27 protein-coding genes are annotated in these 26615 nt (G+C 60.9%); 7 read left to right on the top strand and 20 right to left on the bottom strand.

Translation table 11 applies throughout. The features are described from left to right. Positions 1-346: 346 nt before the first annotated feature. The 9 genes from FFS12_RS04615 to FFS12_RS04580 form a co-directional block, all read right to left on the bottom strand. On the bottom strand, positions 347-1528 hold the full coding sequence (locus FFS12_RS04615) for a zonular occludens toxin domain-containing protein (RefSeq protein WP_137885726.1): 1182 nt from the start codon (positions 1526-1528) through the stop codon (positions 347-349). Positions 1529-1537: 9 nt separating this feature from the next. Next, complete coding sequence (locus FFS12_RS04610) at positions 1538-1876, bottom strand: DUF2523 family protein (RefSeq protein WP_218568957.1); 339 nt, start codon at positions 1874-1876, stop codon at positions 1538-1540. Beyond that, positions 1873-3354, bottom strand: coding sequence for a hypothetical protein (locus FFS12_RS04605; RefSeq protein WP_137885725.1), 1482 nt, complete (start codon positions 3352-3354; stop codon positions 1873-1875). The genes FFS12_RS04610 and FFS12_RS04605 overlap by 4 nt, the downstream gene beginning before the upstream one ends. Positions 3355-3421: 67 nt before the next feature. Beyond that, positions 3422-3670: a hypothetical protein gene (locus FFS12_RS04600; RefSeq protein ID WP_137885724.1), complete on the bottom strand. Its 249-nt coding sequence runs from the start codon at positions 3668-3670 to the stop codon at positions 3422-3424. 277 nt (positions 3671-3947) lie between these two features. Further along, on the bottom strand, positions 3948-4244 hold the full coding sequence (locus FFS12_RS04595; RefSeq protein ID WP_137885723.1) for a propanediol utilization protein: 297 nt from the start codon (positions 4242-4244) through the stop codon (positions 3948-3950). A gap of 69 nt (positions 4245-4313) precedes the next feature. After that, positions 4314-4553: a hypothetical protein gene (locus FFS12_RS04590; RefSeq protein ID WP_256657261.1), complete on the bottom strand. Its 240-nt coding sequence runs from the start codon at positions 4551-4553 to the stop codon at positions 4314-4316. After that, positions 4544-4732 carry a hypothetical protein gene (locus FFS12_RS04585; RefSeq protein ID WP_137885722.1) on the bottom strand — a complete coding sequence of 63 codons (189 nt, stop codon included), beginning with the start codon at positions 4730-4732 and terminating at the stop codon, positions 4544-4546. Before FFS12_RS04585 ends, FFS12_RS04590 begins: the two co-directional genes overlap by 10 nt. Then, entirely contained in the window at positions 4729-4896 is a 168-nt protein-coding gene (locus tag FFS12_RS19840; RefSeq protein ID WP_171011808.1) for a hypothetical protein, read from the bottom strand. The genes FFS12_RS04585 and FFS12_RS19840 overlap by 4 nt, the downstream gene beginning before the upstream one ends. Continuing rightward, entirely contained in the window at positions 4893-6023 is a 1131-nt protein-coding gene (locus FFS12_RS04580; RefSeq protein ID WP_137885721.1) for a phage/plasmid replication protein, read from the bottom strand. Before FFS12_RS04580 ends, FFS12_RS19840 begins: the two co-directional genes overlap by 4 nt. 102 nt (positions 6024-6125) lie before the next feature. Here FFS12_RS04580 and FFS12_RS04575 point away from each other — a divergent pair, with 102 nt between their 5' ends. Further along, positions 6126-6335 carry a hypothetical protein gene (locus FFS12_RS04575; RefSeq protein WP_137885720.1) on the top strand — a complete coding sequence of 70 codons (210 nt, stop codon included), beginning with the start codon at positions 6126-6128 and terminating at the stop codon, positions 6333-6335. 299 nt (positions 6336-6634) lie between these two features. Here the strand turns inward: FFS12_RS04575 and FFS12_RS04570 are convergent, their stop codons facing one another. The 4 genes from FFS12_RS04570 to FFS12_RS04555 all read right to left on the bottom strand — a co-directional run bounded on the left by FFS12_RS04570 (position 6635) and on the right by FFS12_RS04555 (position 8161). Then, the gene (locus tag FFS12_RS04570; RefSeq protein WP_137885719.1) at positions 6635-6871 is read right to left on the bottom strand and encodes a hypothetical protein; all 237 of its coding nucleotides are present in this window, start codon (positions 6869-6871) and stop codon (positions 6635-6637) included. 434 nt (positions 6872-7305) lie between these two features. Continuing rightward, entirely contained in the window at positions 7306-7518 is a 213-nt protein-coding gene (locus FFS12_RS04565; RefSeq protein ID WP_137885718.1) for a GDCCVxC domain-containing (seleno)protein, read from the bottom strand. 7 nt (positions 7519-7525) lie between these two features. Beyond that, the gene (merP, locus tag FFS12_RS04560; protein WP_137885717.1) at positions 7526-7801 is read right to left on the bottom strand and encodes a mercury resistance system periplasmic binding protein MerP; all 276 of its coding nucleotides are present in this window, start codon (positions 7799-7801) and stop codon (positions 7526-7528) included. A gap of 12 nt (positions 7802-7813) precedes the next feature. Further along, positions 7814-8161 carry a mercuric transporter MerT family protein gene (locus FFS12_RS04555; protein WP_137885716.1) on the bottom strand — a complete coding sequence of 116 codons (348 nt, stop codon included), beginning with the start codon at positions 8159-8161 and terminating at the stop codon, positions 7814-7816. A gap of 74 nt (positions 8162-8235) precedes the next feature. Here FFS12_RS04555 and FFS12_RS04550 point away from each other — a divergent pair, with 74 nt between their 5' ends. The 3 genes from FFS12_RS04550 to FFS12_RS04540 all read left to right on the top strand — a co-directional run bounded on the left by FFS12_RS04550 (position 8236) and on the right by FFS12_RS04540 (position 11010). Next, positions 8236-8682: a MerR family transcriptional regulator gene (locus tag FFS12_RS04550; RefSeq protein ID WP_137885715.1), complete on the top strand. Its 447-nt coding sequence runs from the start codon at positions 8236-8238 to the stop codon at positions 8680-8682. 495 nt (positions 8683-9177) lie between these two features. Further along, the gene (gene zapE, locus FFS12_RS04545; protein WP_137885714.1) at positions 9178-10305 is read left to right on the top strand and encodes a cell division protein ZapE; all 1128 of its coding nucleotides are present in this window, start codon (positions 9178-9180) and stop codon (positions 10303-10305) included. A 195-nt stretch (positions 10306-10500) separates the two neighbouring features. Next, positions 10501-11010 carry a DUF1993 family protein gene (locus FFS12_RS04540; RefSeq protein ID WP_137885713.1) on the top strand — a complete coding sequence of 170 codons (510 nt, stop codon included), beginning with the start codon at positions 10501-10503 and terminating at the stop codon, positions 11008-11010. A 99-nt stretch (positions 11011-11109) separates the two neighbouring features. Here FFS12_RS04540 and FFS12_RS04535 read toward each other — a convergent pair whose 3' ends face one another. The 6 genes from FFS12_RS04535 to FFS12_RS04510 form a co-directional block, all read right to left on the bottom strand. Continuing rightward, positions 11110-12591: an efflux transporter outer membrane subunit gene (locus tag FFS12_RS04535; RefSeq protein WP_137885712.1), complete on the bottom strand. Its 1482-nt coding sequence runs from the start codon at positions 12589-12591 to the stop codon at positions 11110-11112. After that, on the bottom strand, positions 12588-15698 hold the full coding sequence (locus FFS12_RS04530; protein ID WP_137885711.1) for a multidrug efflux RND transporter permease subunit: 3111 nt from the start codon (positions 15696-15698) through the stop codon (positions 12588-12590). The genes FFS12_RS04535 and FFS12_RS04530 overlap by 4 nt, the downstream gene beginning before the upstream one ends. A 16-nt stretch (positions 15699-15714) precedes the next feature. Beyond that, positions 15715-18822: an MdtB/MuxB family multidrug efflux RND transporter permease subunit gene (locus FFS12_RS04525; protein WP_137885710.1), complete on the bottom strand. Its 3108-nt coding sequence runs from the start codon at positions 18820-18822 to the stop codon at positions 15715-15717. Next, positions 18819-20123, bottom strand: coding sequence for an MdtA/MuxA family multidrug efflux RND transporter periplasmic adaptor subunit (locus FFS12_RS04520; protein WP_137885709.1), 1305 nt, complete (start codon positions 20121-20123; stop codon positions 18819-18821). Before FFS12_RS04520 ends, FFS12_RS04525 begins: the two co-directional genes overlap by 4 nt. A 176-nt stretch (positions 20124-20299) precedes the next feature. Then, the gene (gene tpx, locus FFS12_RS04515) at positions 20300-20800 is read right to left on the bottom strand and encodes a thiol peroxidase (protein WP_137885708.1); all 501 of its coding nucleotides are present in this window, start codon (positions 20798-20800) and stop codon (positions 20300-20302) included. Between the two features lie 181 nt (positions 20801-20981). Then, complete coding sequence (locus tag FFS12_RS04510) at positions 20982-21638, bottom strand: N-acetyltransferase (protein ID WP_137885707.1); 657 nt, start codon at positions 21636-21638, stop codon at positions 20982-20984. A gap of 159 nt (positions 21639-21797) precedes the next feature. On the opposite strand from FFS12_RS04510, the gene xthA reads away from it, so the two are divergent. Both xthA and FFS12_RS04500 read left to right on the top strand, forming a co-directional pair. Beyond that, positions 21798-22610 (top strand): exodeoxyribonuclease III, encoded by an 813-nt coding sequence (xthA, locus tag FFS12_RS04505; RefSeq protein WP_137885706.1) that lies wholly within the window; start codon positions 21798-21800, stop codon positions 22608-22610. A gap of 171 nt (positions 22611-22781) precedes the next feature. After that, the gene (locus FFS12_RS04500) at positions 22782-24164 is read left to right on the top strand and encodes a substrate-binding domain-containing protein (protein WP_137885705.1); all 1383 of its coding nucleotides are present in this window, start codon (positions 22782-22784) and stop codon (positions 24162-24164) included. Positions 24165-24251: 87 nt separating this feature from the next. On the opposite strand, the gene FFS12_RS04495 is transcribed toward FFS12_RS04500, so the two are convergent. After that, positions 24252-25481: an acyl-CoA dehydrogenase gene (locus tag FFS12_RS04495; protein WP_137885704.1), complete on the bottom strand. Its 1230-nt coding sequence runs from the start codon at positions 25479-25481 to the stop codon at positions 24252-24254. A gap of 162 nt (positions 25482-25643) precedes the next feature. Here FFS12_RS04495 and FFS12_RS04490 point away from each other — a divergent pair, with 162 nt between their 5' ends. Further along, the gene (locus tag FFS12_RS04490) at positions 25644-26561 is read left to right on the top strand and encodes a LysR family transcriptional regulator (protein ID WP_137885703.1); all 918 of its coding nucleotides are present in this window, start codon (positions 25644-25646) and stop codon (positions 26559-26561) included. Positions 26562-26615 lie beyond the last annotated feature (54 nt).

The following is a 26615-nucleotide window of genomic DNA, read 5'->3' as shown; positions in this document are numbered from 1 at the left end:
AACGTAACGCTTCGATTATGCGAAGCCTAGGATCAGACCAGCCACGACAGCGACAGCCAAAACGAGCCACCAGCTCGGCTCGTAACTACGTTTCTTCAGCGATCGAGATTGAATTACAGGACGGGCTTGCCGTTCTCGCTCAGCTTGTCGCTGCTGGCGGCGTTCCTCGCGATACCAATCCCTGTCATACATGGACATGCCAAACGCTCCGCGTTGGAAAGCACGAAGATTATCAGGAACGCTGAGGGCTACGTAGAGGCTGCCAGCGTGACAAAACGGCAATTGACCAAGGGTTGAATATTGCGACTCGCCCACGCCCTAGGCCGGCTGCGCAAGCGCAGGCGACCTAGGGCGCAGGCTTCATCGCTGCGATAGTTTCCTTGGGGACTTTGCCGAAGTTGTCCAGCGGCCACGCCCGCGCGACGTAGGATTTTCCCTCCTTGGTGAGCACCAGACCAAACGGCTTGCGCTCAATTGCCCAGCCCAATGACGCCACATCGACACGGCGCATGCGTTCTTTGATCCGATAAGCCGGATCTAAAAAGTCGAGGAAGAACTCAAAAGCCGGCTTTCCAGGCTCGGGCTTGTCGCGGTCGATAATGCCTCCCAGGCGGAGCTGGTACTTCGTGGCGAACTCATCCAAGTAATCAATCGGCGGCTCCGCCTTGGCTTCCTCAGCGCCTTCCTGAGAGGCATTGGCAGACTGATAGACGGGTTTGGCTACGGGCTCGGCAGCAGGAGCACTAGCGGCGGGCTGGCTTTGCGTGTGCCCTGCCCCTGCTGGCTTCTTCTCAGCACCCAGCGCGCCACCGTTCCAAAAATCGACCAGATACCAAACAGCGACGAGCAAGGCGCCACCGTAGAGCGCGGCATAGAACTTGTGTTTACCCTGGAAGATGGAAAAGCGCTTGTCTTTGTAATTACCCTTGTTCGAAGTGGCATCGTCGTGGGACTTGTAGAAGCCGAAAAAATCCGCGTTGTAGGGCTTCTTGCCCTCGGCGGTTTTCTTGAATTTGTTCCGCCCGCAGTTGTTATAGGACGCCCAGTGGTATTCGTTTTCTTTGCCCATCATGTCGAGCTTGGTAAAACGCGTGTAGCGCTGGAGACGCCGCCGCCAGGTGGTGTGCAGCTCCTGCAGATCCTGGCCCATGATCAAAATATCAATGCCCAGGTGGCCATGCTCGGTCACGAACTTGGCCCACTCAGCCGCTAATGGCTGCCGATCCACCGGCCAAAACTGGTTGATCTCGTCCCAGATCCACAGGCAGTCATTGACGGCGTTTTTCAGGAACTGCGCTTTTGTCCACTCGACCACCTGATCCTCATCGAGATCCTTGGGCGCTTCCAGGCAGACCAGCAGACGCTGGATGGTCGGCAGCGGGATCGCCAAATACTCAGAGATCGCCTTGTGGTTGATGCCGTGAATATTGGTCACCACCGTGCGGCCGTGACGCATCGAATCAACGATGTGATTCATCGAATCGGCCGACTTACCCGAGCGCGGCAGGCCTTCATTACCAAAGATCATAGAGCCCCCTTACCACTGGCCAAGGGTTAGACCCTTGCGCGTCAGACGAAAGACCACCCCGGCACCGATGATGCCCAGGCCGATATGGATGCCGAAGAAATTGACGAAGTACAAAACGTCAGCCGGCAGACCGTTAAACAACGACTGCAAACCGCCACCGGCCATGAAACCGGGAACCGGAATCATGCTGAGCACATAGATCGCGCCATCAAGAATGCCGTTAAGGATCACCACCGGCAAATCCGTAACGAACTCCATGAAGTCTTTGAACATGCCGGTAAACCACTGAAATATCCGAGCGATCCAGGCAAACAACGCGGAAAACCAATTAGCAATGGTGGCGATCATAGGAGAGCAATCCTAATAGCAATGAACGTGCAGCCGAGAGCCATAACCGCCTGTATCCAAGGGCCCAGGACGATAAACCACGGCAGACAATGAAAATCAAATTCCAGGTCAATCGGCATTGAAGAGGCATAGACCTGTAACTGACCTTGATACGACCAGACAGGACAACTACCACCCGAAACGGACACAGCAAAGAAGTTACCAGCCGCCGACATAATCGGGATATTGGAAAAACGGGATGAATAACTATCTAACTCTTGTTCCTTGGTCTTATCGGTCGGTGTGTACTGATCGACATATGCAGGGCCGTCACAGTTAGCAGAACAGGGTGCTGGCTCTTCTTCGGGGGGCGGCTCCTCGGCAGCGGGCTCCTCACCGGCCGGCTGAGCATCAGTGGTTTCAGTCGTGGTGGTTTGACCGTCCTTTGTGGTCTGCGTGGTGGTCGTGGTGGTGAAGTCGTAGAAGGTGTCACCGTAGGTGTAGTCGTATCTATTCTGCGTCGTGGTCGTAGTACCCGAGGTCATACCATCCGGGCCGGTGGTGGTAGTCGTGGTCGAAGATTTAGGCCCCATCTGCATCGCTGGTCCAAGCTGTTTGCGCTGATCGACCATATCTTCGTAGCAACGACCAGGACTAAGCGACCCCTCACAACTTGCCTTGATCAAATCACGCAGCCATTCGCTATTAGTGACCTGGGCCAACGCACTTTCAAGAGTTTGATAATCGGCATCGGCGAGATCGGTCATTGCAGGTGTAAAGCAATTACCACCATCGAGAACATTAGGTGAGGCACAAGTACCGATCTTCTGAGCCAAGCCATAACCAACAGGGTTCGAAGTTGCACTGGTCTTTCCATAACAGATAGCAAGCGTGGCATTGTTATATATGTAAGTAGACGTATAAGTTAGAGTTGGTTTAGTGCCAAACCAGGCTTGACAAGCTGACTCGGCACTTGGAAATGGCTGAGTAAGAGGGGATGCCTTCCAACAGGAAACCCCGCCAGAAGTACAATCAACGGGAACATTAGCCTTCTTCTGAATCTTATAACCATCGGAATCAAAATCAGGTATCTGATCAACGGCCCATATCACCGCCGCTTGAGCCGCCATAACCGCCATACCGGCAACAGTGGCGCGCATAATCCCGGCAGCAGCTTTCGCGGCCTTTACCGGACTGACCTTAACCGCCGATTTGACCGGGACTTTTTGCGTCTGACTTGACCCGCTACCCGAAGGCGGAGCATCACCGGCCTTAAAACGATTCCCGGCCATATGCTGGTCAATGTATTCCTGCCCAACATAGGCAGCAGCACCGTTCGGAAAATAGGTGTTGCCACTGGAACCGTATTTAATAATGTCGCCGGCAGGCGGTTGCGCCGGGTACTTACGGGTGGCGGCCTCGGCCGCGGCTACTGATAAAACGCATAGCAGCCCACACCACCACAGACGAGCCCGAGAAACGCGGCGAATACGATCCATATCATTTTCCTCACCCCTGAAACGGAAAGAGGCCCGTAGGCCTCTGATAGAGCGTTGAAAACCGGCCTCAGAAGAAGCTGGCGACCTTGTTGATTGCCCAGCGGGCGAAGTTCGGGCCCAGCTTCACGATGCCCATGCCCAGGAACGCGGCGATAACGGCAGCACCGGAAACGGTGGCGATCATGGTGGTCAAGTCGAGGTCAGCAGCACTGGCGCCAGTGGAGAGCGCCAGGGTGCCGAAACCAGCAGCGGCCAGAGTCGAAAAGGAAGGTATAACGCGGCGAACAGCAGCAGTCAGAGCGTTGAGTTTTTGCATGGTCAGAGTTCCTGTATATCGTTTTTGGGATCGAAGAAACCGGCCACAGAGCCGATTGCGTGAGCTACGACGGCGCAGCCAGTGACAACGCCGAAGGAAGCGGTAAACGCAGCCGCAAACGCCAATGGATCAGGGAAGGCGAACAGTTGCGCTACCGTCATGGAGCCAGCCCAATCGGCCGGAGTCATGAGTACATAACCCGTGCATTCGCCAGTGAACTCACCCGCCGCTATGAGCGCGTTGGTGGCTTGGTCGAGGTGAACGCACAGAGGGAGCATTACTGCGCCGCAGCCTTGAGCGGTTGAGCGACAGTGGCATTGCTAATGCGGCGGCCCTGGCGAGGATCGACGTCAAAGTTGATGCGGTCGTCTTTGATGCTGGCCATGACGTCGCACTCGTACAGGCCGACCGGCAAAACCTCGGTCTGAGCGGCCGCGTAGTAACTGAATTTTTGCGGGTAAGGCACGCCCGGCAGGTGCGCGAACGCCTCGCACATGAAGTACGGCTTGCCGGACTTGGCGGCAGTACCCGAACGGAACTGGCCGGTTGTTTCAACTTTGATGGTCATGCTCATGGTGTTGCCCTCTTGCGTTGTGGCAGCTCAGCGCGGCGGCTGGCCGTGGTTTTGCCCTTGTGGGCGGATTCAGTAGCCCATCCATTCGGCGACGCAGGCGGTGCCCGTTTCCTGGCGATCGACAAACCAAATGCGCTCAGGCTTGACGCCCTGCTCTTTCCGGGCCTCCACGGCTGCAATGGTTTGTTCGACCGTTTCGGCCAAGATGGGATTGAGAAAGGCGGCGCGGGTCTGCTGCTGGAAGGCGAGCTGGCGACGCTGACCAGCGCTGAGCTGAGCGCCCTGGAAACTGACGGTTTTCAGCCCCATGACAAAGCCGCCCGCGCAAGAATAAAAAGAGCTGCAATGGACGATGCGACGACGCCAAAAGTACCCTCGAGCGGGTAGATCGTGCAGAACTCGACAACCTGCCGAGCCAGATGACCAAGCAGTAAGGAGAACGCCACGTGAACACAGAGCCAGAACGAGAAAATGGCCATGGACTTCATGCGGCCACCTCGGCACAAGCAGCGTCCAGGCAGTCCGGGCAAACGGCGAATTCAGGAGGGCGAGACTGGTCGGAAATCAGGTCGGGCGATTGCGCAGACTGGGCCATCAACTGACCCATGGGCGTCTCGCACAGGTCGCAAAACACGCGGTCGAGGATGATCATGCCGCCACCTGCTGGAGGTGGTTCGGGCGCTGATACCAGAGCGGCACGAGCAGGGCCGATTTGTTGATTTCACGGCACTGACGGACAAACACCGGAGCAAAACGGCTGGTGTCGCAGGCGTTGCGGATGTTGATACCAATGCGGTTGAGGCGAGCAGCATGGGTGTTCACCTGAGACTTAGAAAAGTCGATTGGAGCGCCCGACATCCAAAGCAGTGCATAGCCCGCCGTGGTCATGGCGGAACGGGTCGTATCACAGACGCCCTCGGCAATTAACTGCCCGCTGATGCTCACGATATCCATCGCTGTCACCTTCAATTTCTCGTCGATTTTTAGAAACTCGTCGTGGAGTTCGGCTAAACGCCTTTCATCAAATAGGCCCCAGTAGCAAAGGGCTTCGCGCTGCAAAAACTCGCTTTTGAGTTCTTGTTCCATGCGCACCACGCCGTGCTCAGCGCAGTAGTTCCGAACGCGCAGGACATACGCGTATTCGGGAGATTCTTCGCCGTAGAGGCGCTTGATTTTGGGGAGAATGTTTTGATCCATCTCAAAGGCTTTGTCGTAAGCCTTGCGGTACTGGAGGCGCCCGCCTTTGCCGTTGCCCTTGGGTGTCCAAGAGACAGTCCGGCCGTTGGGGTAAAGAAAGCCAATCGAGTGACCTATGCGCTGACTGGAAACGCCGCGCAGGTAGGCAAGGACATTGCCCTCACCCATCGCAACGTTTGTGGTCAGGTCGATTCGTTCAATTTTGGCCCCATCGGCGATGCGATCACCTGACTTAGCGCCCGACTCGCCCTGGCGGATATCAACGCGAGTGCAACGGGTGAACGGCGGAAGCCCGTAATCACGCAAAAGCGCGTTATAGACGGATATGCACTGCTCAATTGAGGTGAAACCAAAGAGGTTATCAAGGCGCCCTACTCTGCTCGGATTGCCCTCGACGCGGACTTTGCGGCCCTGGACATGGATTGTGACGGAAGTCGAGTGGCTGGCTTCGTGCTTGAATCTAGGCTGACGAGTGCTCAGGACTTCGTTCGTATTGGCATCAATCGTCAGCGTAAACACGTCGCACACGACAGGGAGGTCGTGATTGTGTTCCTGTGAAACCGTGAGCCAATCTATAAACATGTCAACAAATCACCATGTCAATTTGCAGGCGATTGCGTATTTGTCGACAAATCGCTGTCAATACATTTCGACAGACATGTTTAAAATCAGGAGATCAGACCCATGGACCAAGAGAGCGCCGGTATGCAGCTACGTCTAACCAAGGACGAGCAAGAGTTACTTAGGAAAAAGTCGATAGAAATCAACAACATACTGATGAAGAACGGGCACAGGCCGCTGGATGACCCGAAGCTTTTGCATCGAATACTAGAAAAATCAATACCTTACGCGCGAGTCAGCCATGACGGGACGATCACGATTGATGCGGAGTGATGGCCGGAATTCCGGATAACCATAATAAAGTGGGGGTGTAACAGCACCCCCACCCGTTTTCGCGGAAAACGAGAAAGCAAAAAGCCGGTTAGTCGGGATGGTTACCACCGAGGAGACCAGAGCGATCAAGAGGCACCTTCGCTGCACATTCGTGCGACTTGGTAGGGGTGCCCCCTCGCTGCGCTACCCCAAACAGCGTGATGCCGTATTCGCACGCTTAGAGGCATCCTCGCTGCGCTGGATCAGGGGCGAGCCCCTGCGCCCAAGGGCTACCCCGGGTTGAACAGTGAAGGGGGTGGTCAAAGATCGAGGATTCCCCGGCAGGCGGCATGCAAGGCTTCCAGACGGGAATCGAGGTCGGCGCCCTCTCGATCGAGCTGGGCAACCCTGCTGCGCAATTGGCGCGTTTCTGCAACCAGTCGAGGGTAATCCGACAAAACGTGGCAAACAGCGTCCAGGGCGTCCCTGGAAGGCGCGTAGAGCTGTGCATCACGGATGAGCTGGGGCGGAATATCGAGGGGAGCAAGCTTGCGCATAATGGGCGTTACATTAAATCGCGCCCGGAGCTGTCGCTAGTGTCCGGACACGACTGAACGTAACGCTTCGATTATGCGAAGTGCGTAGACTGTCGGCGTCAAGCCGCAGAGTCGGTTGACACTTCGCATAATTGATCTTATGACAAGTTCAGCGTGCGTTGGCTTCAGCGGTCACACGCTTTCCTGTGGCGGGTTTACCGGCAGATGCATGGTGAAGCAAATTCCTTTGCCACTTCGCTTTGCACGTCGATGCTGTCCGGAACTGCAAAGATGAGATTCCAACCCTTAAAGTCCAGGCCAATTCCGGCTGCCTGTTCGATGCCGACGCCGGCGGCCTGACCCTGTTTCGATCACTACGCAATCGGCCAGAAACAGCCGGTCAACTTGCATGCATTTGCTGAGCGCAACTTTATACTTTCTCATTTGAACGGCCATTACCCGCAACACCCGCGCTGCGCCTGAATTGGCGGGCACTTCACCGAGCCGAACGAACAGAACACGCAGCAGTCACCGCGATTCGGGCGCAGCAGGGCCTTGCAGTTGCTGCACTCGTAGAAGAACTGGCAAGCAACCGTGGGCATGCGTTCCTGCTTGGCGAAGCCGCAATGCGGGCAGGTCAGCACGGATTCAAGAACGATAGCGCTCATCGTGGCGTCACTTCTGCACGGCGGAGGGATAGCCCGCGTTCGTGGTCGCCTTGGTTAGCGCCTCGGGCTGGGCCTGGTCGGGGTCGAAGGTCACAGTGGCGGTTTTCTTGTCGAAATCGACCTCGACGGCGTTCACACCGGGCACCTTTTCCAGTGATTTCTTAACCGTTATCGGACAGAGTTCGCACGTCATGTTCTTTACGTCGAGCGTGACGGTTTTCGGTGGGGCGGCCAGCGCTGCGAAGGGTACGGCAACGAGTGCGGCAATCAGCAATTTGCGCATGGCGATCTCCTTTCAGTAGAACAATGGGGCGAACCACGGTACAGCCAACAGGACGAGCAACAGTGCAGTGACCAGCCAGAACGTGAACCGCAGCCGCTTGAGGGGGCGAGGGTCAGTGCAAGGCGTACCCGCTGCGCAGACTTGCGGAATCAAGTAGAGCTTGCGCCAGGCCAAGCCGAGAAACAGCAGCGTCAGTCCAATGAAGATGGGCCGGTACGGCTCCATCGCCGTCAGGTTGCCGACCCAAACACCGCCGATGCCGAACGCCAACAGGACCAGCGGCCCGACACAACACAGCGACGCACCAATGGCGGCCAGCACGCCCGCGATTAGCGAGCCTTTTGCGGTGAGTTGCGCCATGCCTGTCTCCTTGAACCTGTTTACCAAGTGTTATTCTAAATCCAGTACCTAAGTACGGAATCAAGGAGAATGTGATGGCCGGAGAACTGACCATCGGCAAGCTGGCGGCTGCCGCTGGGGTGAACGTCGAGACCATCCGCTATTACCAGCGGCGCGGCCTGCTGGATGAACCGGCCAAGCCGCCGGGCGGGCAGCGGCGCTACGCGGCGGAACAGGCGAAGCGGCTGCGCTTCATCAAGCGGGCACAGGCGCTTGGCTTCACGCTGTCCGAAGTCGGTGGGTTGCTGCGCTTGGACGCGGGCTGCGCGTGCGCCGAGACGCAGGCATTGGCGGCCCGCAAGCTGGTGCTGATCGAACAGAAGATCGCCGACCTTGCCGCTATGCAGAAAGTGCTGGCCGGTCTGGTGCAGCAATGCGATGCCGGTGCCGGTGCCGGTGCCGGTGCCGGTGCCGGTGCCGGTGCCGGTGATGATGGTGGTGGCGCGAGCTGTCCAATCATCGATGTGCTGATGCAGGATTAATCAATAGCCCCGAGTTTCGTAGACCCTCCAGAAGGACTGCTTCTGGCCCAGGCCGCGAGAGAACTACTGCACTCGATTATCCGGCGTTAGAAACAGGCTCGGAATGTTTACTCACCCAGCCTGGGTCGATTCCAGAAGGCCGAAAGGCTGATAGCGCGGTGCGTTAAACCGAATATTGCCTCGTGGCTGTAGTACGAGTTTTTACAATGCAGGGACTCGTTGGCGTGCTGAGAAACCGCCTTGAAGGCTTTACACTGCTCCTGTCGCGTGACAAGCGCATCCCGCTACTCGATCGCAAGTCCCTGACATACGAGGAATATCGGCGCCGCTATCGCAAGATAATGGCAGCGCAGTAGTAGGCCCGCGTTGCTGTGGCGGGTTTGCTAGAGGACTAAGAGGCGCTACTGCCGTGGAGTTGCAAGCCAGCCGCGGCACTGTGAAACACCCCCCCCCCGCTATCAACAGCTGGGGTTTATTGAGCGGTTACTTTTCATTATGAATGTCGTGTCCCCCCTGGCTGCCTATCAGCAGGCCATTGACCAGGATGGCTTCGAGTCGGATGAGGCTCAATGGCAGGCAGCGAGGTCGCTGCAAAGCTGCCATCAGGCCTTGCATCAGGAAGGCAACCGAGCGAAGCCGGTGACCGGGGTTTATCTCTGGGGACCGGTCGGGCGCGGCAAGACCTGGCTGATGGATCGGTTTCATCAGAGCCTTCGCGTTCCGGCCCGGCGGCAGCATTTTCATCACTTCATGCGCTGGGTGCACATGCGCCTGTTTCAATTGACCGGCACCGCGGATCCCTTGCAGGCACTGGCCCGCGAGCTGAGTAAAGAGGTCAGGGTGCTGTGTTTTGACGAGTTGTTTGTCAGTGACATTGGCGACGCCATCATCCTGGGGCGGCTGCTGCAGGTGATGTTCGAGCAGGGGGTGGTGCTGGTTGCCACGTCCAACCAGCCGCCGGAACACCTGTATGCCGATGGTTTCAATCGGCAGCGTTTTCAGCCGGCCATTGCAGCCATCAATTGTTATATGCAGGTTGTTGGCGTAGATGGCGGACAGGATCACCGCCTGCATCCGGGCGCAGAGCATCAGCGTTATTGGGTCGCCTATCCAGGTCAACCCTGTGTCATGAACGAGGTGTTCCGCCGGTTGATGGCTGGCAAGCCGACCTCTAGCGAACCCATCGTACTGGGGCATCGGCCCATTTCAGTGGTGCAGCACAGCGAAAAAGTGATCTGGTGTCACTATACCGACCTGTGCGAGCAGCCACTCTCTGCCTTGGATTTCATTGCCTTGTGCGATCGCTTCTCGGCCATCTTGCTGAGCGAGGTACCCAATCTGAGTGGCCGGCAAAGAGCGGCCAAGATTGCCCGCGGTACTGAAGATGGCGTAGAGCGGGTGATTGCCGGTGATCGTCAGCTACCCGAACTGTCCGTGCATGACGATAGCGTGCGGCGTTTCATTGCGCTGGTGGATGAATGCTACGACCGCAGGGTTCCGCTCTATCTGGAGGCGCAGGTGCCGCTGGAGGAGCTGTATACCCAGGGCTACCTGTCTTTTCCGTTCCGCCGCACTCTGAGCCGCCTGCGGGAAATGCAGTTGCAACGGTTTTCTGGAGCTTGAATCGCCCCGTGTTTCGTAGACACCTTTGACTGTCCGAAATGGGTCGTTTTGAGCCGCTCAGGTGGCTCGCGGACGTGGTCAGGCTGACCTTGCGGCTGCAAAAAATGCTCACTTCCCCCGTGCTACACGAACACGGCCAGGCCCTGATTCGCGTAATCGTTATAATCCCGCCCACATTCAATCCCGGAGAGCTCCATGACCATTTCCCTGTACGCCGCATCCATTCCAGTGTTCAAGCAGATGCTCAACAGCTTGAGCGGCATTTTGGTTAAGGCCGAAGCTCACGCTACGGCAAAGAGCATCGAACCCAATGCCCTGCTGCAAGCACGCTTGTTCCCAGACATGTTTCCGTTGACCCGCCAAGTGCAGATCGCGGCTGATTTCGCCCGTGGCGTATCGGCCCGTCTGGCGGGTGTAGAGGTGCCCAAGTACGAAGACAACGAGCAAACTTTCGCCGATCTGCAAGCCCTGCTCAGCAAGACCCTGGCTTTTGTCGACGGCTTCAGCCCCGCCCAGATCGACGGCAACGAAGCGCGTGAGATCGTTACCCGCCCGGGTACGCCGAAGGAGAAGAAATTCACTGGGCAGGCCTACTTGTTGAGCTATGGCCTGCCGCAGTTCTTCTTTCACGTCAGCAGCACCTACGCAATCCTGCGTCACAACGGTGTTGAAGTGGGTAAGCGCGACTATATGGGCGCCTACTAACAAGGATTGTGGTGAGGGGAACACAGGACGCCAATCCGCAGCCTCCCTCACCCGATCAGCCTGTGCAACACCTACGAGCCCAGCCTACAAGGCTGGCGTTTAATCGGCCGCGTCGGGTTGCGTGAGTTGCTCGATCTGCCAGCCGCCCCCCAAGGCCGCGATCAACTGCACACTGGCGGTCAGGCGGCTGCCGAACAGGGTCAGGACGCTGCGTTCGTTGGCCAGCGCGGTGGTCTGCACCGTGACCACATTCAGGTAATCGATGGTGCCGGCCTTGTACTGGTTGTTGATCAGCCGCAGCGACTCACGCGCCGAATCCAGGGCCTCCTGCTGTACCCCGCTCTCCTCCGCCAGCACGTCGAGTTGCACCAGGTAGTCTTCGACCTCGCGAAAGCCGCTCAGCACGGTCTGCCGGTAACTGGCGACTGTGGCATCGTAGCTGGCCTCGGCCTGCTCCACGCGCGAGCGGATCAGCCCACCGTCGAACAGGGTCATGGCAAATCCCGGGCCGATCGACCAATAGCGGTTCGGCACCGTGAGCAACTGGTTGAGGCTGTCATTGCGGTAACCACCGGCCGCGGTCAGGGTCAGGTCCGGGTAATAGGCGGCCTTGTTCACGCCGATCAAGGCGTTGGCCGCAATCACCTCGCGCTCGGCGGCGGCAATGTCCGGGCGCCGTTGCAGCAGTTGCGACGGCAGGGTTACGGGGATCTCCGGCAGGCTGGGCAAGCCGTCCAGCGCCGCCAGGCTGAATTCCGCCGGCGGCACGCCCACCAGCACGGCAAGCGCATGTTCCAACTGGGCGCGCTGGTACTTCAGGTCGATGGCCTGGGCCTGGGTGCTTTTCAGCTGGGTGCGTGCCTGGGCGACATCGGCCTTGGTAACTATCCCGGCGCGGTATTGGTTCTCGGTGAGTTTGAGCGAGCGGGCGTAAGCCTCGACAGTGGCATCGAGCAGGCGCTTCTGCGCATCCAGCACGCGCAATTGCAGGTAGCTCTGCGCCAGCTCCGACTGCTGGCTGAGTTTGGTCGCGGCCAGGGTCGCCTTGCTCGCCTGCGCACTGGCGCTGTCGGACTCCAGTTGCCGGCGCAGCTTGCCCCACAGGTCGAGCTCCCAACTCACCCCGAGGCTGCTTTGGTAGCTGGTGGAAACCCCGCCGGCGCTGGCGCTGTTGACGGTCGAGCCATCGGCCAGGCGCACGGTGCTGCCGCCGGCGCCCTGGCCCGAGCGGGTCTTGTCGAAGCTCGCCGACAGACTCGGGAAAAACGCCGCCCGCGCGCCACGCGCCAAGGCCTGCGCCTGCCGGTATTGCGCCTCGGCCTGGGCCAGCGTCTGGTTGGATTGCTGCAGCCGCTGTTGCAGACCGTCCAATACCGGGTCGCCATACAGCGCCCACCAGGCGCCACGCTGCAGCGCATCGCTGGGCTCGGCGATGCGCCAGCCTTCGGCTTGCTTGAAGCTTGCCGGCACTTCGACACTCGGCTGCAGATAGTCCGGGCCGACGGCACAGCCCGCCAGCGCGGCGGCAATCGCCAGCACTAAGGCCGACGCCTGGGAAAGACGGCGGGGATACAGGCTCATAACGGGTTCTCCAACGAGGCATCGGTGCGCACGCCACGCCGGCGGTTGACCCAGTGGCGCAGACGATCGAGGTACAGGTAGACCACGGGCGTGGTGTACAGCGTGAGCAATTGGCTGGCGATCAAACCGCCGACTATGGTGATCCCCAGGGGGCGGCGCAGCCCGGCATCGCCACCGACCCCGAATATCAGCGGCAGCGCGCCCAGCAGCGCCGCCAAGGTGGTCATCATGATGGGCCGGAAGCGTTTGACGCAGGCTTCGAGAATCGCCTCGCGGGGGCTCAGGCCCAGGCGGCGCTCGGCCTCCAGGGCGAAGTCGATCATCAGGATGGCGTTCTTCTTGACGATGCCGATCAGCAGGATGATGCCGATCAGGGCGATCAACGTCAGCTCGCTGCGGCAGATGATCAAGGCCAACAGCGCGCCGACGCCCGCCGACGGCAGCGTCGAGAGGATGGTCAGTGGGTGCACATAGCTCTCATAGAGAATGCCGAGCACGATGTACACCGAGACCAATGCCAGCACGATCAGCCAGGGCATGTTGTCTTGCGTCTGCTGCACGGCGCCGGCGTTGCCTTCGAAGCTGGCCTGGATATCCAGCGGCAGTTGCAAGGGCGCCAACGCCGCCATGATCGCATCCCGCGTCGGGCCGATCAGCGCCTTCGGCGCCAGGTTGAAGGAAAAGGTAATGGCGGCGAACTGCCCTTGGTGGTTGACCGACAGCGGCGCGGTGCTCGGCTCGAAGTGGCTGAACTCGGCCAGCGGCACGCGCTGCCCGGCACTGCCGATGACGTAGACCTGACGGAGGATTTCCGGGCTCTGCTGGTACTGGGCGCCGACTTCCATCACCACGTGGTACTGGTTCAGCGGGTTGTAGATGTTGGCGATCTGCCGCTGGCCGAAGGAGTTGTTCAGCACCTCATCCACCAGCGCCACGTCCACGCCGAGGCTGGCGGCGCGGTCACGGTCGATCACCAGCAGGCTTTGCACGCCCTTGTCCTGGGAGTCGCTATTCAAGTCCTGCACCTGTGGCACGGCGCGCATCGCCGCCTCGACTTTCGGCGCCCATTCACGCAGCAGTTTCAGGTCATCGCTGCGCAGGGTGAACTGGTTGCTGGCGTGGCTATCGCGGCCACCCAGGCGCACATCCTGCCCGGCGTTGAGATAGAGCGCCGCACCGGGAATTTTCGCCAGCTTCACCCGTAGGCGCGCCAACACGCTATTGACCGGGTCACGTTCGCCTATGGGTTTCAAGGTGACGAAGAACGAACCGGTGTTGCTCGATTGCCAGCGCCCACCGCCGACAAAACCTACGACGTTCGCTACCGCCGGATCTTCGCCGAGGATGTGGCGAAAAGCCTCCATCTTCTGCTGCAACGCCTGGAACGAAATGCTCTGGTCGGCCACCGCGAAACCCCGTAGCCGGCCGGAATCCTGCTCCGGCAGGAAGCCCTTGGGCACCACCGCGAACAGGTAGAGATTCAGCGCGATACAGCCGGCCATGATCACCAGCATCAGCCGTGAATGGCTGAGCGCCCACTCCAGGCTGCTCTGATAACGCCGCATGACGCTCTGGAACAAGCGACTCTGCTGGCGCGGCCGAGCCTGCACTGAAGACTTCTTGTGCGACTTCAGCAGGCGCGCGCAGAGCATCGGCGTCAGCGTCAAAGACACCACCAGCGACACCAGGATCGCTGCCGACAGCGTCACCGAGAACTCGCGGAACAAACGGCCCATGATCCCGCCCATCAGCAGGATCGGGATAAACACCGCCACCAGCGATAGGGTCATCGACAGCACCGTGAAGCCGACTTCACGGGCGCCATGGATCGAAGCTTCGAGCGGCGACTCGCCCTCCTCGATCCGCCGGGCGATGTTCTCGACCACCACTATGGCATCGTCGACCACGAAGCCGGTGGCGACTATCAGCGCCATCAGCGACAGGTTGTTCAGCGAGAAGTCGCAGAGGTACATCACCGCGAAGGTGCCGACCAGCGACACCGGCACCGCCAGGGCCGGAATCAGCGTGGCGCGCGGGCTGCGCAGAAACAGGTAGACCACCAGGATCACCAGCATCACGGAGATCAGCAAGGTGATCTCCGCCTCCTCCAGCGAGGCGCGGATGCTCGGGCTGCGGTCGTCCATGACCTTGAGTGTGACCTGCGGCCCGAGCAGCTCCTGCAACTGCGGCAGCAGCGCGTGGATGGCGTCGGTGGCCTCGATGATGTTGGCGCCCGGCTGACGGGTGACGATCAGTAGCACCGCCGGACTCTTCCCGGAAAAACCGGCGTTGCGCACGTCCTCCACCGCATTGCTGACCTGGGCAATATCCCCCAGGCGCACGGCGGCACCGGTTTCGGCGTTGTAGTGAACGATCACCGGCAGGTAGTCGCTGGCTTTGCGCAACTGGTCGTTGGCGTCCACCTGCCACTGCCGCTCATCGCTCTCGATCGCGCCCTTGGGACCGTTCGAGTTGGTATTGGCGATGGCCGTACGCACGCTGTCGAGGGAGATGCCGAACTGGTTCAAGGCATCCGGGTTAAGGTCGACGCGCACCGCCGGCAAGGAGCTGCCGCCGATGCTGACCTGGCCAATGCCCTTCACCTGGGACAGCCGTGGCGATAACAGGGTCGAGGCCAGGTCGTACATTTCACCGCGGCTGTAACTCTCCGACGTCAGCGTCAGCACCATCACCGGCATGTCCGAGGGGTTGGCCTTGCGGTAAGTCGGATTGCTCGGCATGCCGCTCGGCAACAGGCTACTGGCCGCGTTGATCGCCGCCTGGACTTCGCGCGCCGCCCCCTCGATGTTCTTTTCCAGCTCGAACTGAATGACGATGGTGGTCGAGCCCAACGAGCTGGTCGAGGTCATCTCGCTGATACCGGAGATCCGCCCCAGCGCGCGCTCCAGCGGCGTCGCCACCGAAGAGGCCATGGTCTCCGGACTGGCCCCGGGCATCGCCGCGCTGACCATGATGGTCGGGAAATCCACCTGCGGCAGCGGCGCCACCGGCAACAGGCCGAACGACAACCAGCCGGCCAGCAGCAACGCCAGGGTCAGCAGCGTGGTCGCGACCGGGCGGCGAATAAAGGTCGTCGAGAGGTTCATGGCTGTATCAGCACGTTCATGACTGCACCGACAGATCCATGCCGTGGCGCTTACGCCAGGCATTCCAACGTCGCGCCAGGCGGTCGAAGGCCAGGTAGATCACCGGCGTGGTGAACAGCGTCAGCACCTGGCTGAGCAGCAGGCCGCCGACCATGGCGATCCCTAGCGGCCGCCGTAGTTCGGCGCCGGCACCGGCGGCGAACATCAGTGGCAGCGCGGCGAGCAGCGCGGCCAGGGTGGTCATCAGGATTGGCCGGAACCGCAGCAGGCAGGCCTGAAAGATCGCATCCACCGGGCTCATGCCCTGGTGACGCTCCGCATCGAGGGCGAAGTCGATCATCATGATCGCGTTCTTCTTAACGATGCCGATCAACAGGATGATGCCGATGATCGCCACTATGCCGATCTCCTCCCCCGCCAGCATCAAGGCCAGCAGCGCGCCGACCCCGGCCGAGGGCAGCGTCGAGAGGATGGTCACCGGATGGATGAAGCTCTCGTAGAGAATCCCCAGCACGATATACATGGTCACCACCGCCGCCAGAATCAGCAGCAGCGTACTCGACAGCGACGCCTCGAACGCCTGCGCCGCACCGCGGAAACTGGTCTGCAGGCCGACCGGCAGATTCATCTGCTGCTCCACCGCGCGAATCGCCTGCACCGCCTCACTCAAGGCGACCTTTGGCGCGAGGTTGAAGGAGAGGGTCGCCGCCGGGAACTGGCTGATATGGTTGATCGCCAGCAAGGTGTGGCGTTCCTCGATGTGGGCCAATGCCGAGAGCCGCACCTGCACCCCGTCGGTGCCGCTGACATAGAGGTTTTCCAGCGCCTGTGGGCCGAGCTGGAACTGCGGCGCCACCTCCAGCACCACCCGGTACTGAGTGGCCTGGGTGAAGATGGTGGAAATCAGCCGCTGGCCGAAGGCGTTGTACAGCGCGCTGTCGACATCGGCCAGGGACACACCCAGGCGCGAGGCGGCGTCGCGGTCGATATTGACGAAGGCCTGCAGGCCCTTGTCCTGCCAGTCGCTGGCCACGTCGGCGAGTTCCGGCAACTGTTGCAGGCGCTCGACCAGCAGCGGCACCCACTTGGCCAGCACCTCGGGGTTGGAGTCCTGCAGGGTGAACTGGTACTGGGTGCGCGCGACCCGGTCCTCGATGGTCAGGTCCTGCACCGGTTGCAGGTACAGGCGAATCCCGGCGACCTCGGCGAGCTTGGGCTGCAGCCGGCGGATCACCTCGCTGGCGCTGGCATCGCGCTGGCCGTGGGGCTTGAGGTTGATCAGCAGGCGCCCGGTGTTCAGCGTGGCGTTGCTGCCATCCACACCGATAAAGGAAGACAGGCTTGCCACCGCCGGATCGGCCAGCAGCACCTTGGACAAATCCTGCTGTCGCGCCGCCATGGCCTGGAAGGAGATCGACTGTGGCGCCTCGGCAATGCCCTGGATCACCCCGGTGTCCTGCACCGGGAAGAAGCCCTTGGGCATCAAGGCGTAGAGCAGCGCGGTCAGCAGCAGGGTGCCGATGGCGACCAGCAAGGTCAGCGGTTGATGGCGCAGCACCACGCGCAAGGCGCGGCCGTAGCGTTCGATCATGCCCTCGATGACGTGGCCGGCGGCGCGGGCGAAACGCCCCTGCTTGTGCTCGGGGATGTGGCGCAGCAGCTTGGCGCAGAGCATCGGCGTCAAGGTCAGCGAGACGATGCCGGAAATCAGGATCGCCACCGCCAGGGTGATGGCGAACTCGCGGAACAGCCGCCCCGCTACGTCGCCCATGAACAGCAGCGGAATCAGCACGGCGATCAAGGAAAAGGTCAGCGAGATGATGGTGAAGCCGATCTGCTTCGAGCCCTTCAGCGCGGCCTCCAGCGGGCCGTCACCCTGTTCCAGGTAACGGGTGATGTTTTCCACCATGACGATGGCGTCATCGACCACGAAGCCGGTGGCGATGGTCAGCGCCATCAGCGACAGGTTGTTGACCGAGAAACCGGCCAGGTACATGACGCCGAAGGTGCCGATCAGCGACAGCGGCACCGCCAGGCTGGGAATCAGCGTGGCGGAGAAGTTGCGCAGAAACAGGAAGGTCACCATCACCACCAGGCAGACGGCCAGCACCAACTCGAACTGCACATCGGCGACCGATGCCCGGATGGTCGTGGTGCGGTCAGTCAGCACCTGGACCTCCAGGCTGCCCGGCAGGCTGGCTTGCAGCTGCGGCAACAGGGCCTTGATGCGGTCGACCACCTCGATCACATTGGCGCCCGGCTGGCGCTGGATGTTCAGCACCACCGCCGGCGTAGTATTGGCCCAGGCGGCGAGGCGGACGTTTTCCGCAGCGTCGTCGATGCTGGCAACGTCCTGCAGGCGCAGCGGCGCGCCGTTCTTGTACGCCACCACCAGCTCACGGTAAGCCGCGGCGGATTTGAGTTGGTCGTTGGCATCCAGGGTCGAAGCCCGGGTCGGGCCGTCGAAACTGCCTTTCGGGCCGTTGAGGTTGTTGTTCGACACCGTGCTGCGCAGATCATCCAGGCTCAGCCCGGCGGCGGCCAGGGCGATTGGATTGGCGCGAATGCGTACCGCAGGGCGCTGCCCACCGCTGATGCTGACCAGGCCGACGCCGGAAATCTGCGCGATTTTTTGCGCCAGGCGGGTGTCCACCAGATCCTGTACCTGCGGCAGCGTCAGATTGCTCGAGGTCACTGCCAGCGTCAGGATTGGCGCATCGGCCGGGTTCACCTTGCTGTACGAGGGCTGGTACGGCAGGTCATTGGGCAGCAGGCTCTGCGCGGTATTGATCGCCGCCTGGACGCCCTGTTCGACCACATCCAGGTCGCTTTGCAGGGTAAATTGCAGGGTGATCACCGACGCTCCGCCCGAACTGCTCGAAGACATCTCGTTCAGGCCGGGGATCTGCCCGAGCTGGTTTTCCAACGGTGCGGTCACCGAGGACGTCATGATTTCCGGGCTGGCGCCGGGATACAGGGTGACCACCTGGATGGTCGGATAATCCACTTCCGGCAAAGCCGAAATCGGTAAGAAGCGATAGGCGATGATCCCCGACAGCAGGATCGCGACCATCAACAAGGTGGTCGCGACCGGCCGCAGGATGAACGGGCGCGACGGGTTCATTGTGCGGCCCCGGCCTTAGCCTCTTGGCCTTGGGCCGCAGCACCTTGGGATGCGCCAGCGCCCTGGTCTTTCTGCACCTGGTCTTTGTGCACTTGCTCCGATGCGGCGATACGCACCGCCATGCCATCGCGCAGACGGTCGGTACCCTCGACCACGACCTGCTCACCGACTGCCAGGCCCTTTTCCACCACGACCCTTTCGCCTTCGCCGATCCCCAGGGTGATCGCGCGCTGGCTGACCTTGTCGCCTTCGCCGAGCACATACACATAGGTGCCGTCATTACCGCGCTGCACGGCGTTGGCCGGGATCAGCAGCACGTCATGCAGGGTCTCGGCGAGCAGGCGCACGTTGACGAACTGATTGGGGAAAAGCGAGCGGTCGGCGTTGGCGCCGCTATTATTAGCAAATTGGGCCTTGAGCTTGACCGTGCCGGTGGTGGTGTCGATCTGGTTGTCTACGGCAATGAGTTCCCCCTTGGCCAGGGTCAGGTCTTTATTGCGGTCCAGCGCCTCTACCGGCAGCGCCTGCTTGGCGTTGAGCTGGCGCACCACGGTACCGAGCTGCTGTTGCGGCAGGTTGAAGACCACGGCAATCGGCTGTACCTGGGTGATCACCACCAGCGGCGTGGTGTCGCTGGAACTGACCAGGTTACCGACATCGATCTGGCGCAAGCCCAGCCGGCCGCTGATCGGCGCGCGAATTTCGGTGAACGCCAGGTTCAGCTTGGCATCATCCACCTGGCCCTGATTGGTCATCAGGGTGCCCTGATATTGGCTGAGCAAGGCCGCCTGGGTGTCCAGGGTCTGCTTGGCGATGGAGTCTTCGGCATACAGGCCGCGATAGCGTTCGAGGTCGATTTCGGCGTTTTTCAACTGCGCGCGGTTCTGCTGCAAGGTCCCTTCGGCTTGCGCCAACGCGGCGCGATAGGCGCGCGGGTCGACCACCGCGAGCAAGTCGCCGGCCTTCACCTCCTGGCCCTCGGTGAACAGCACCTTGACCAGTTCGCCACTGACCCGCGGCTTGATATTCACGGTATTGAAGGCGGTCACGGTGCCGAGCGCGTGGTAGTGCACGTCAAGATCGGCGCGCACAACCTGGCTGACGCTCACCATCATTCCGGCTACGCCAGCGGGCAACCCCATCCCCGGCCGCCCTCTTACCTTGCCCTCGGCCGGCGAGGCCGAGCCAGTCGGTTCGGATAACCAGATGACCAGCAACACCACGCCGGCAAAAGCGGCGGCGGTGATTAACCAGGGGCGAAGGGTGCGGAACGTGGAGGCTTTACCGGTTTGCGAGCTCATGGTCATCGTCGATTACTGGATTCGAGCGAGAACGATAAGCACTGTGAGGCCCGGCGGAAAGCCTCTTTACCGGCTTTTTACTTAACCCTGACTTTTACTAAGCGCCTGGCGCACAAATAAAAACGGCCTGGAAGCCAGGCCGTTCGAGGTGTCGCCGCTTGTTACTTGAAAGCGTGTTACTTGAGAGCGGCTACGGCAGCCTCGTAGTTGGGCTCTTCGGCGATCTCGCTCACCAACTCGCTGTGCAGCACCTTGTCGTTCTCGTCCAGCACCACCACGGCACGGGCGGCAACGCCGGCCAGCGGGCCGTTGGCGATAGCGACGCCATAGTCCTCGAGGAATTCGGCGCCGCGCATGGTCGACAGGTTGACCACGTTTGCCAGGCCTTCGGCGCCGCAGAAGCGCGCCTGGGCGAACGGCAGGTCGGCGGAGATGCACAGCACCACGGTATTGGCCAGCTTACTGGTTTCGGCGTTGAACTTACGCACGGAGGAGGCGCAGGTCGGGGTGTCGACGCTGGGGAAAATGTTCAGCACTTTGCGCTTGCCGGCCAAGCTGGCCAGGGTCACGTCAGCCAGATCCTTGCCAACTAGGCTGAACGCCGGCGCTTGCTGGCCGACGCGCGGCAGCTCGCCGCTGACCTGGATGGGGTTGCCTTTGAGGGTCACTTGAGCCATGGACTTGTTCCTTATGCTGGGGTTGTTAGGCCGGAAATTTTAGTCGACAGAGTTAAACACGGACGGGCGAAAAAGTCCTGACTTATGAGTCAGTATCACCACCCGCTGCGCGCAGGAATAACCCCGCGCAAAGTACTCCTCATCGCGTTCTAGAGGGGCTCTGCCGCCCCCCGAGGAGCATTCAGGCACTGGCCAACACGGCGGGTTGCGGGTTGGGATGAAAGAACACGTGCTCGATGATCGGCCCAACCGCCACCTCGCCGATCTCCTCGTAACCCTGGCGCTGGTAGAACTCCAGGTAGCGCGGATTGCCGGTATCCAGCACCACCCCTTGCGAGCCGGTATCCTCGGCGCACCAGTTGTGCAGCGCTTCGAGCAACTGTTCACCGAGATGCTGGCCCTGAAACTCCGGGTGCACGCCCAGCAGTGGCAACACGTGATAGGGCCCCGGCGGCAGGCAGGCGAGCACCGCGTGGTGATACTCCAGATAGCGCTTGGTGCAGCGTAAACCGGTGGTCAGCAGCATGCGTAACCGCCAGCCCCAGCTTTCGGTGATATCCAGCCGTCGTTGGGGTGGCGCAATCAGCGCGAGGGCCACCAGCCGATCGTTGATCAACAGACCGATGGCCGGCAGCTCTTCGGCGAAGTGCTGCTGCACCAGTTCGCGCATGGTGGCCCGCACGCGCTGGTCGAAGCCGGGGCGTTCAGATTCGAACAGATAGCCGAAGGTAGGTTCGTGACGGTAGGCGTGGTACAGCAGCGAGCGCGCTTCGTGGACGAAACTGCTATCGAGCAGTCGAACTTCCGCGGGCGCAACGGCAACAGACGATGCAGGCATGCACGTGACCTCTTCTTGTTATGTGGTGCCCCCTTGTTATGTGGGGCCCACCCCCACGTTAGCACCGCCCCGCCAGGGCTGCCAGATGACTGGCCGCGCGGCCAAGCAATCGGCTAGCATCGCTAGCTCTCAAGATAGACAGCCCAGGACTCGCCGCTCATGAAGATCGTCTCCTTCAATATCAACGGCCTGCGCGCCCGCCCGCATCAACTGGCGGCGCTGATCGAGAAGCATCAGCCTGACGTGATCGGCCTGCAGGAAACCAAAGTCTCAGACGAGCAGTTCCCGCTGGCCGACGTCGAGGCCCTCGGCTATCAGGTGCATTACCACGGCCAGAAAGGCCACTACGGCGTCGCCCTGCTCTCGCGCCAAGCCCCGCTGGCGCTGCATAAAGGCTTTCCCGGCGATGCGGAAGACGCGCAACGGCGCTTTATCTGGGGCAGCTTCGCCGACGCCAATGGCCAGCCGGTGACCGTGATGAACGGCTACTTCCCGCAGGGCGAAAACCGCGACCATCCGACCAAGTTCCCGGCCAAACAACGCTTCTACGCCGATTTGCAGGCCCTGCTGGAAAACCAGTTCCAACCCAGCCAGCCGCTGGTGGTGATGGGTGATATCAATATTTCCCCGCAAGACTGCGACATTGGTATCGGCGAGGAGAACCGCAAGCGCTGGCTGAAGACCGGCAAATGCAGCTTCCTGCCGGAAGAGCGTGAGTGGCTGGCCAGCCTGAAAAACTGGGGCCTGGTCGACAGTTTCCGGCAGCTCTACCCGGACGTGGCCGACCGTTTCAGTTGGTTCGACTACCGCAGCCGAGGCTTCGAAGACGAGCCCAAACGCGGCCTGCGCATCGACGTGATCCTGACCTCCAACGCTCTGCAACCGCGGATCAAGGCCGCGGGCGTGGACTACGACCTACGCGCCATGGAAAAACCCTCCGACCATGCGCCGATCTGGCTGGAGCTGAGCTGATCTCTTCTCGATCCAGCTGCCCTCTGCCGTTCATGGGCGAGGGTAGCTGGCCGGTTATTTAGCTCAATACCCCATTGCAGAGCCTCTAAAGCGCCGCCCTGTCATATCCCTGTCACCTCTTCGTCTTAATCTCTCGGCACTTTCCTCCCAGTCATAGAAGGTGCCTGCCGCATGTCGCGCGCAATGCCAAGCGTTGAACACGAAACCTGGAACCGTACCCTCGGCCTGCTGATCCTCGGGTTCGTCTGCTATGCCCTGCCCTGGTCGGTGTTCGCCGCCCTGCCGATTCCGCCAGAGGGCACGCCGGCGCTGCGCATCCAGGGTTCCAACACCATAGGTGCCAAGCTCGGTCCGGCGCTGGTCAAGGGCTTGCTGGAGCAACAAGGCCTGCGCGCCATCCGCCAGGAAGCCACGGGCACTGCAAACGAGCAGCGAGTAATAGGACAAACCAGCGATGGCCGCACCGTCAGCATCGATGTCGCCGCGCATGGTTCGGGGACTGGCTTCGTCGCGTTGAAAGACGGTAGCGCCGAGCTGGCCGCCTCCTCGCGGCCGATTAAAGACAGCGAGGCGCAGGAGCTGGCCGCACTCGGCGATCTGCGAAGTCGCGGTGCCGAGCAAGTGATCGCCATCGATGGCCTGGCGATCATCCTCCACCCGAGCAACCCACTCGCGGCACTGAGCACCGAGCAACTGGCGCAGATCTTCGCGGGCGAGGTGAAGACCTGGGAGGAGCTCGGCGGCCGTGGCGGGCCGATCCAGCTGTATGCCCGCGATGACAAGTCCGGCACCTACGACACCTTCAAGGAGCTGGTGCTCGCCGCCCACGGCAAAAGCCTGGCAACGGGCGCCAAGCGTTATGAGTCCAGCGAACAGCTGTCCGATGCCGTCAGCCAGGATGCGCAGGGCATTGGTTTTATCGGCCTGCCCTACATTCGCCAAGCCAAAGCGCTGGCGATTGCCGATGGTGAGTCGCAAGCGATGCCGCCCTCCACCAGTCTGATCGCCACCGAAGACTATCCGCTGTCGCGCCGGTTGTTCTTCTATAACCAGCCCGACGTCCGGAATCCCTGGGCCCAGGCCCTGGTACAGTTCGCCCACAGCCCGCGTGGCCAGGCCATAGTCGCGCAAAGCGGGTTTATCGCGCAGACGGTGCAGGCCATTAAGGTTGCGCCGACGCCGGAGATGCCGCAGAGCTACCAGCAACTGGCCCGTGATGCGCAGCGGCTGTCGGTGAACTTCCGTTTCCAGGAAGGCAGCGCCACCCTCGACAACAAGGCCCAGCGCGATCTCGAGCGGGTAATGGATTACCTGAAAAGCCAAGACAAGCTGCATCGGCAAGTGGTGCTGATTGGCTTTGGTGACCCTAAAGCCGATGCGGCCCGCGCGGCCTTGCTGTCGAAACTGCGGGCGATGACGGTCCGCCGCGAACTGGCCAAGCAAGGAGTGCTCTTCCGTGACATCAGCGGCTTGGGCGACGAGCTGCCGGTGGCCGCGAATAGCGCGGAGAATGGCCGGATCAAAAACCGTCGGGTAGAAGTCTGGGTGTATTGAGCGAGCCCGGCTGAACTGGCTTGCCGCCGCTAAAGACCACAGAAACGACAAGGCCCGCAGATGCGGGCCTTGTCGTTTTAGCGCGCCTTAGTGGCTGCTTTTAAGCAGTTCTTTGGGCACGTATTTGCCGATCTCGAACTTACCGATCGCGGCCCGGTGCACTTCGTCCGGGCCGTCGGCCAGGCGCAGGGTGCGCTGCATCGCATACATGTAGGCCAGCGGGAAGTCATTGGACACGCCGGCGCCACCGTGGATCTGGATGGCCCGGTCGATCACGCGCAAGGCCACGTTCGGTGCCACGACCTTGATCTGCGCGATCTCACTCTTGGCGACCTTGTTGCCGACGGTATCCATCATGTACGCGGCTTTCAGGGTCAACAGGCGGGCCATGTCGATTTCCATCCGCGAGTCGGCGATCTTGTCGACGTTGCCACCCAGGCGCGCCAGCGGCTTGCCGAAGGCGGTACGGCTGACGGAGCGTTTGCACATCAGTTCCAGCGCGCGCTCGGCCATGCCGATGGAGCGCATGCAGTGGTGGATGCGGCCTGGGCCAAGGCGCCCCTGGGCGATCTCGAAGCCACGGCCTTCGCCGAGCAGCACGCTGTCGTACGGCACGCGAACGTTGTCGAACAGCACTTCGGCGTGGCCGTGGGGCGCATCGTCGTAGCCGAACACCGGCAACGGCCGGACGATCTTCACCCCGGGCGCATCGGTCGGCACCAGAATCATCGAGTGTTGTTGATGCCGCGGCGCATCCGGGTTGGAGAGGCCCATGAAGATCATGATCTTGCAGCGCGGATCACAGGCGCCGGAAGTCCACCATTTGCGGCCGTTGATCACCCACTCGTCACCCTCGCGCACCGCGCGGGCTTCCATGTTGGTGGCATCGGACGAGGCCACGTCCGGCTCGGTCATGGCGAAGGCGGAGCGGATTTCGCCACGCAGCAGCGGCTCCAGCCACTGCTTCTTCTGGGCTTCGTTGGCATAACGCACCAAGACTTCCATATTGCCGGTGTCCGGCGCCGAACAGTTGAACGGCTCCGGGCCGAGCAAGGATCTGCCCATGATTTCCGCCAGCGGAGCGTATTCCAGGTTAGTCAGGCCGGCACCCAACTCGGACTCCGGGAGAAACAGGTTCCACAGGCCTTCGGCCTTAGCCTTGGCTTTCAGCTCTTCCATGATCGCGGTGGGCTGCCAGCGGTCACCTTCGGCTACTTGACGCTCGAAAACCGACTCGGCCGGATAAACATAGGCATCCATAAACGCAGTGACGCGTTCACGCAGTGCTTGAACCTTGGGGGAATAGGCGAAATCCATTAGGAGCTACCTTCTGAACGGCTGATTTTGATGTATCGGGGTGAGGTTGAAAATGATCCTAGATCAGCGATGAAGATTTACCTAACCTATTCTCGGCGTGTATAAACATTCATCACCGATATATGATCAGCTGATCTGGATAACCTCAGGAGAGCGCTCGGAATGAATCTAAACAAGGTCGATCTCAACCTTTTTATCGTCTTCGACGCCATCTACACCGAGGCCAACCTGACCCGCGCGGGGCAGATCGTCGGCATTACCCAGCCGGCCGTTTCCAACGCCCTCGCCCGCCTGCGCGAGACCTTCAACGACCCCTTGTTCGTGCGCACCGCGCAAGGCATGGTGCCGACGCCAATGGCACAGAACATCATCGGCCCGGTGCGCAATGCGCTGTCGCTGCTGCGCGTTTCGGTGCAAGAAAGCCGCATCTTCACCCCATTACAGGCGAACAAGACCTACCGCATCAGCATGACCGACCTCACCGAGGAGGTAATTCTGCCGCCGCTGTTCCAGCGTCTACGGCGCCTGGCTCCGGCCGTGCAAATCGAGAGTTTTCTTTCCAAACGGCGGGAAACCACCAAGGAGTTGGCCGCTGGCCGCCTCGACTTCGCCGTCGATGCGCCGCTGAACACCGACCCGCAGGTACGCCACGTCAAGCTGCTGGCGGACCGTTATGTCTGCGCCATCCGCAAGGGCCACCCGCTGGCCAAGGATAAGCTCAGCCTGGACGAATACATGTCGCTGACCCACATCCACATTTCCAGCCGCCGCAGTGGCCTGGGTTATGTCGACTTGACCCTGGGCAAGATGGGGATTCAGCGCAAGATCGCCTTGCGCTCGCAGCACTACCTGATGGCGTCGATGGTGATGCAGCAGACCGACATGGCCATGACCGTGCCCGAACGTTTCGCCCGCAGCCACGACCTGCACTATATCGGCCTGCCGGTAGAAGTGCCGCCGGTGGAAACCCACCTCTATTGGCATGAAAGCACCGACCAGGACCCGGCCAACCGCTGGATGCGCGAGCAACTGATCGAGCTGGCGCAGCAAATTACCAGCCGCGAAGCGCCCCGCTTGTAGGAGCGAATTTATTCGCGACCTCGATTCCGGGATTTGCCTGAGCTCGGGGCTTGA

Source organism: Pseudomonas sp. 2FE, from assembly GCF_005503735.1.
In the GTDB taxonomy this organism is placed as follows: Bacteria; Pseudomonadota; Gammaproteobacteria; order Pseudomonadales; family Pseudomonadaceae; genus Aquipseudomonas.
Note: the sequence above shows the minus strand (reverse complement) of the source record. Positions and strands in the feature narration are given on the sequence as shown.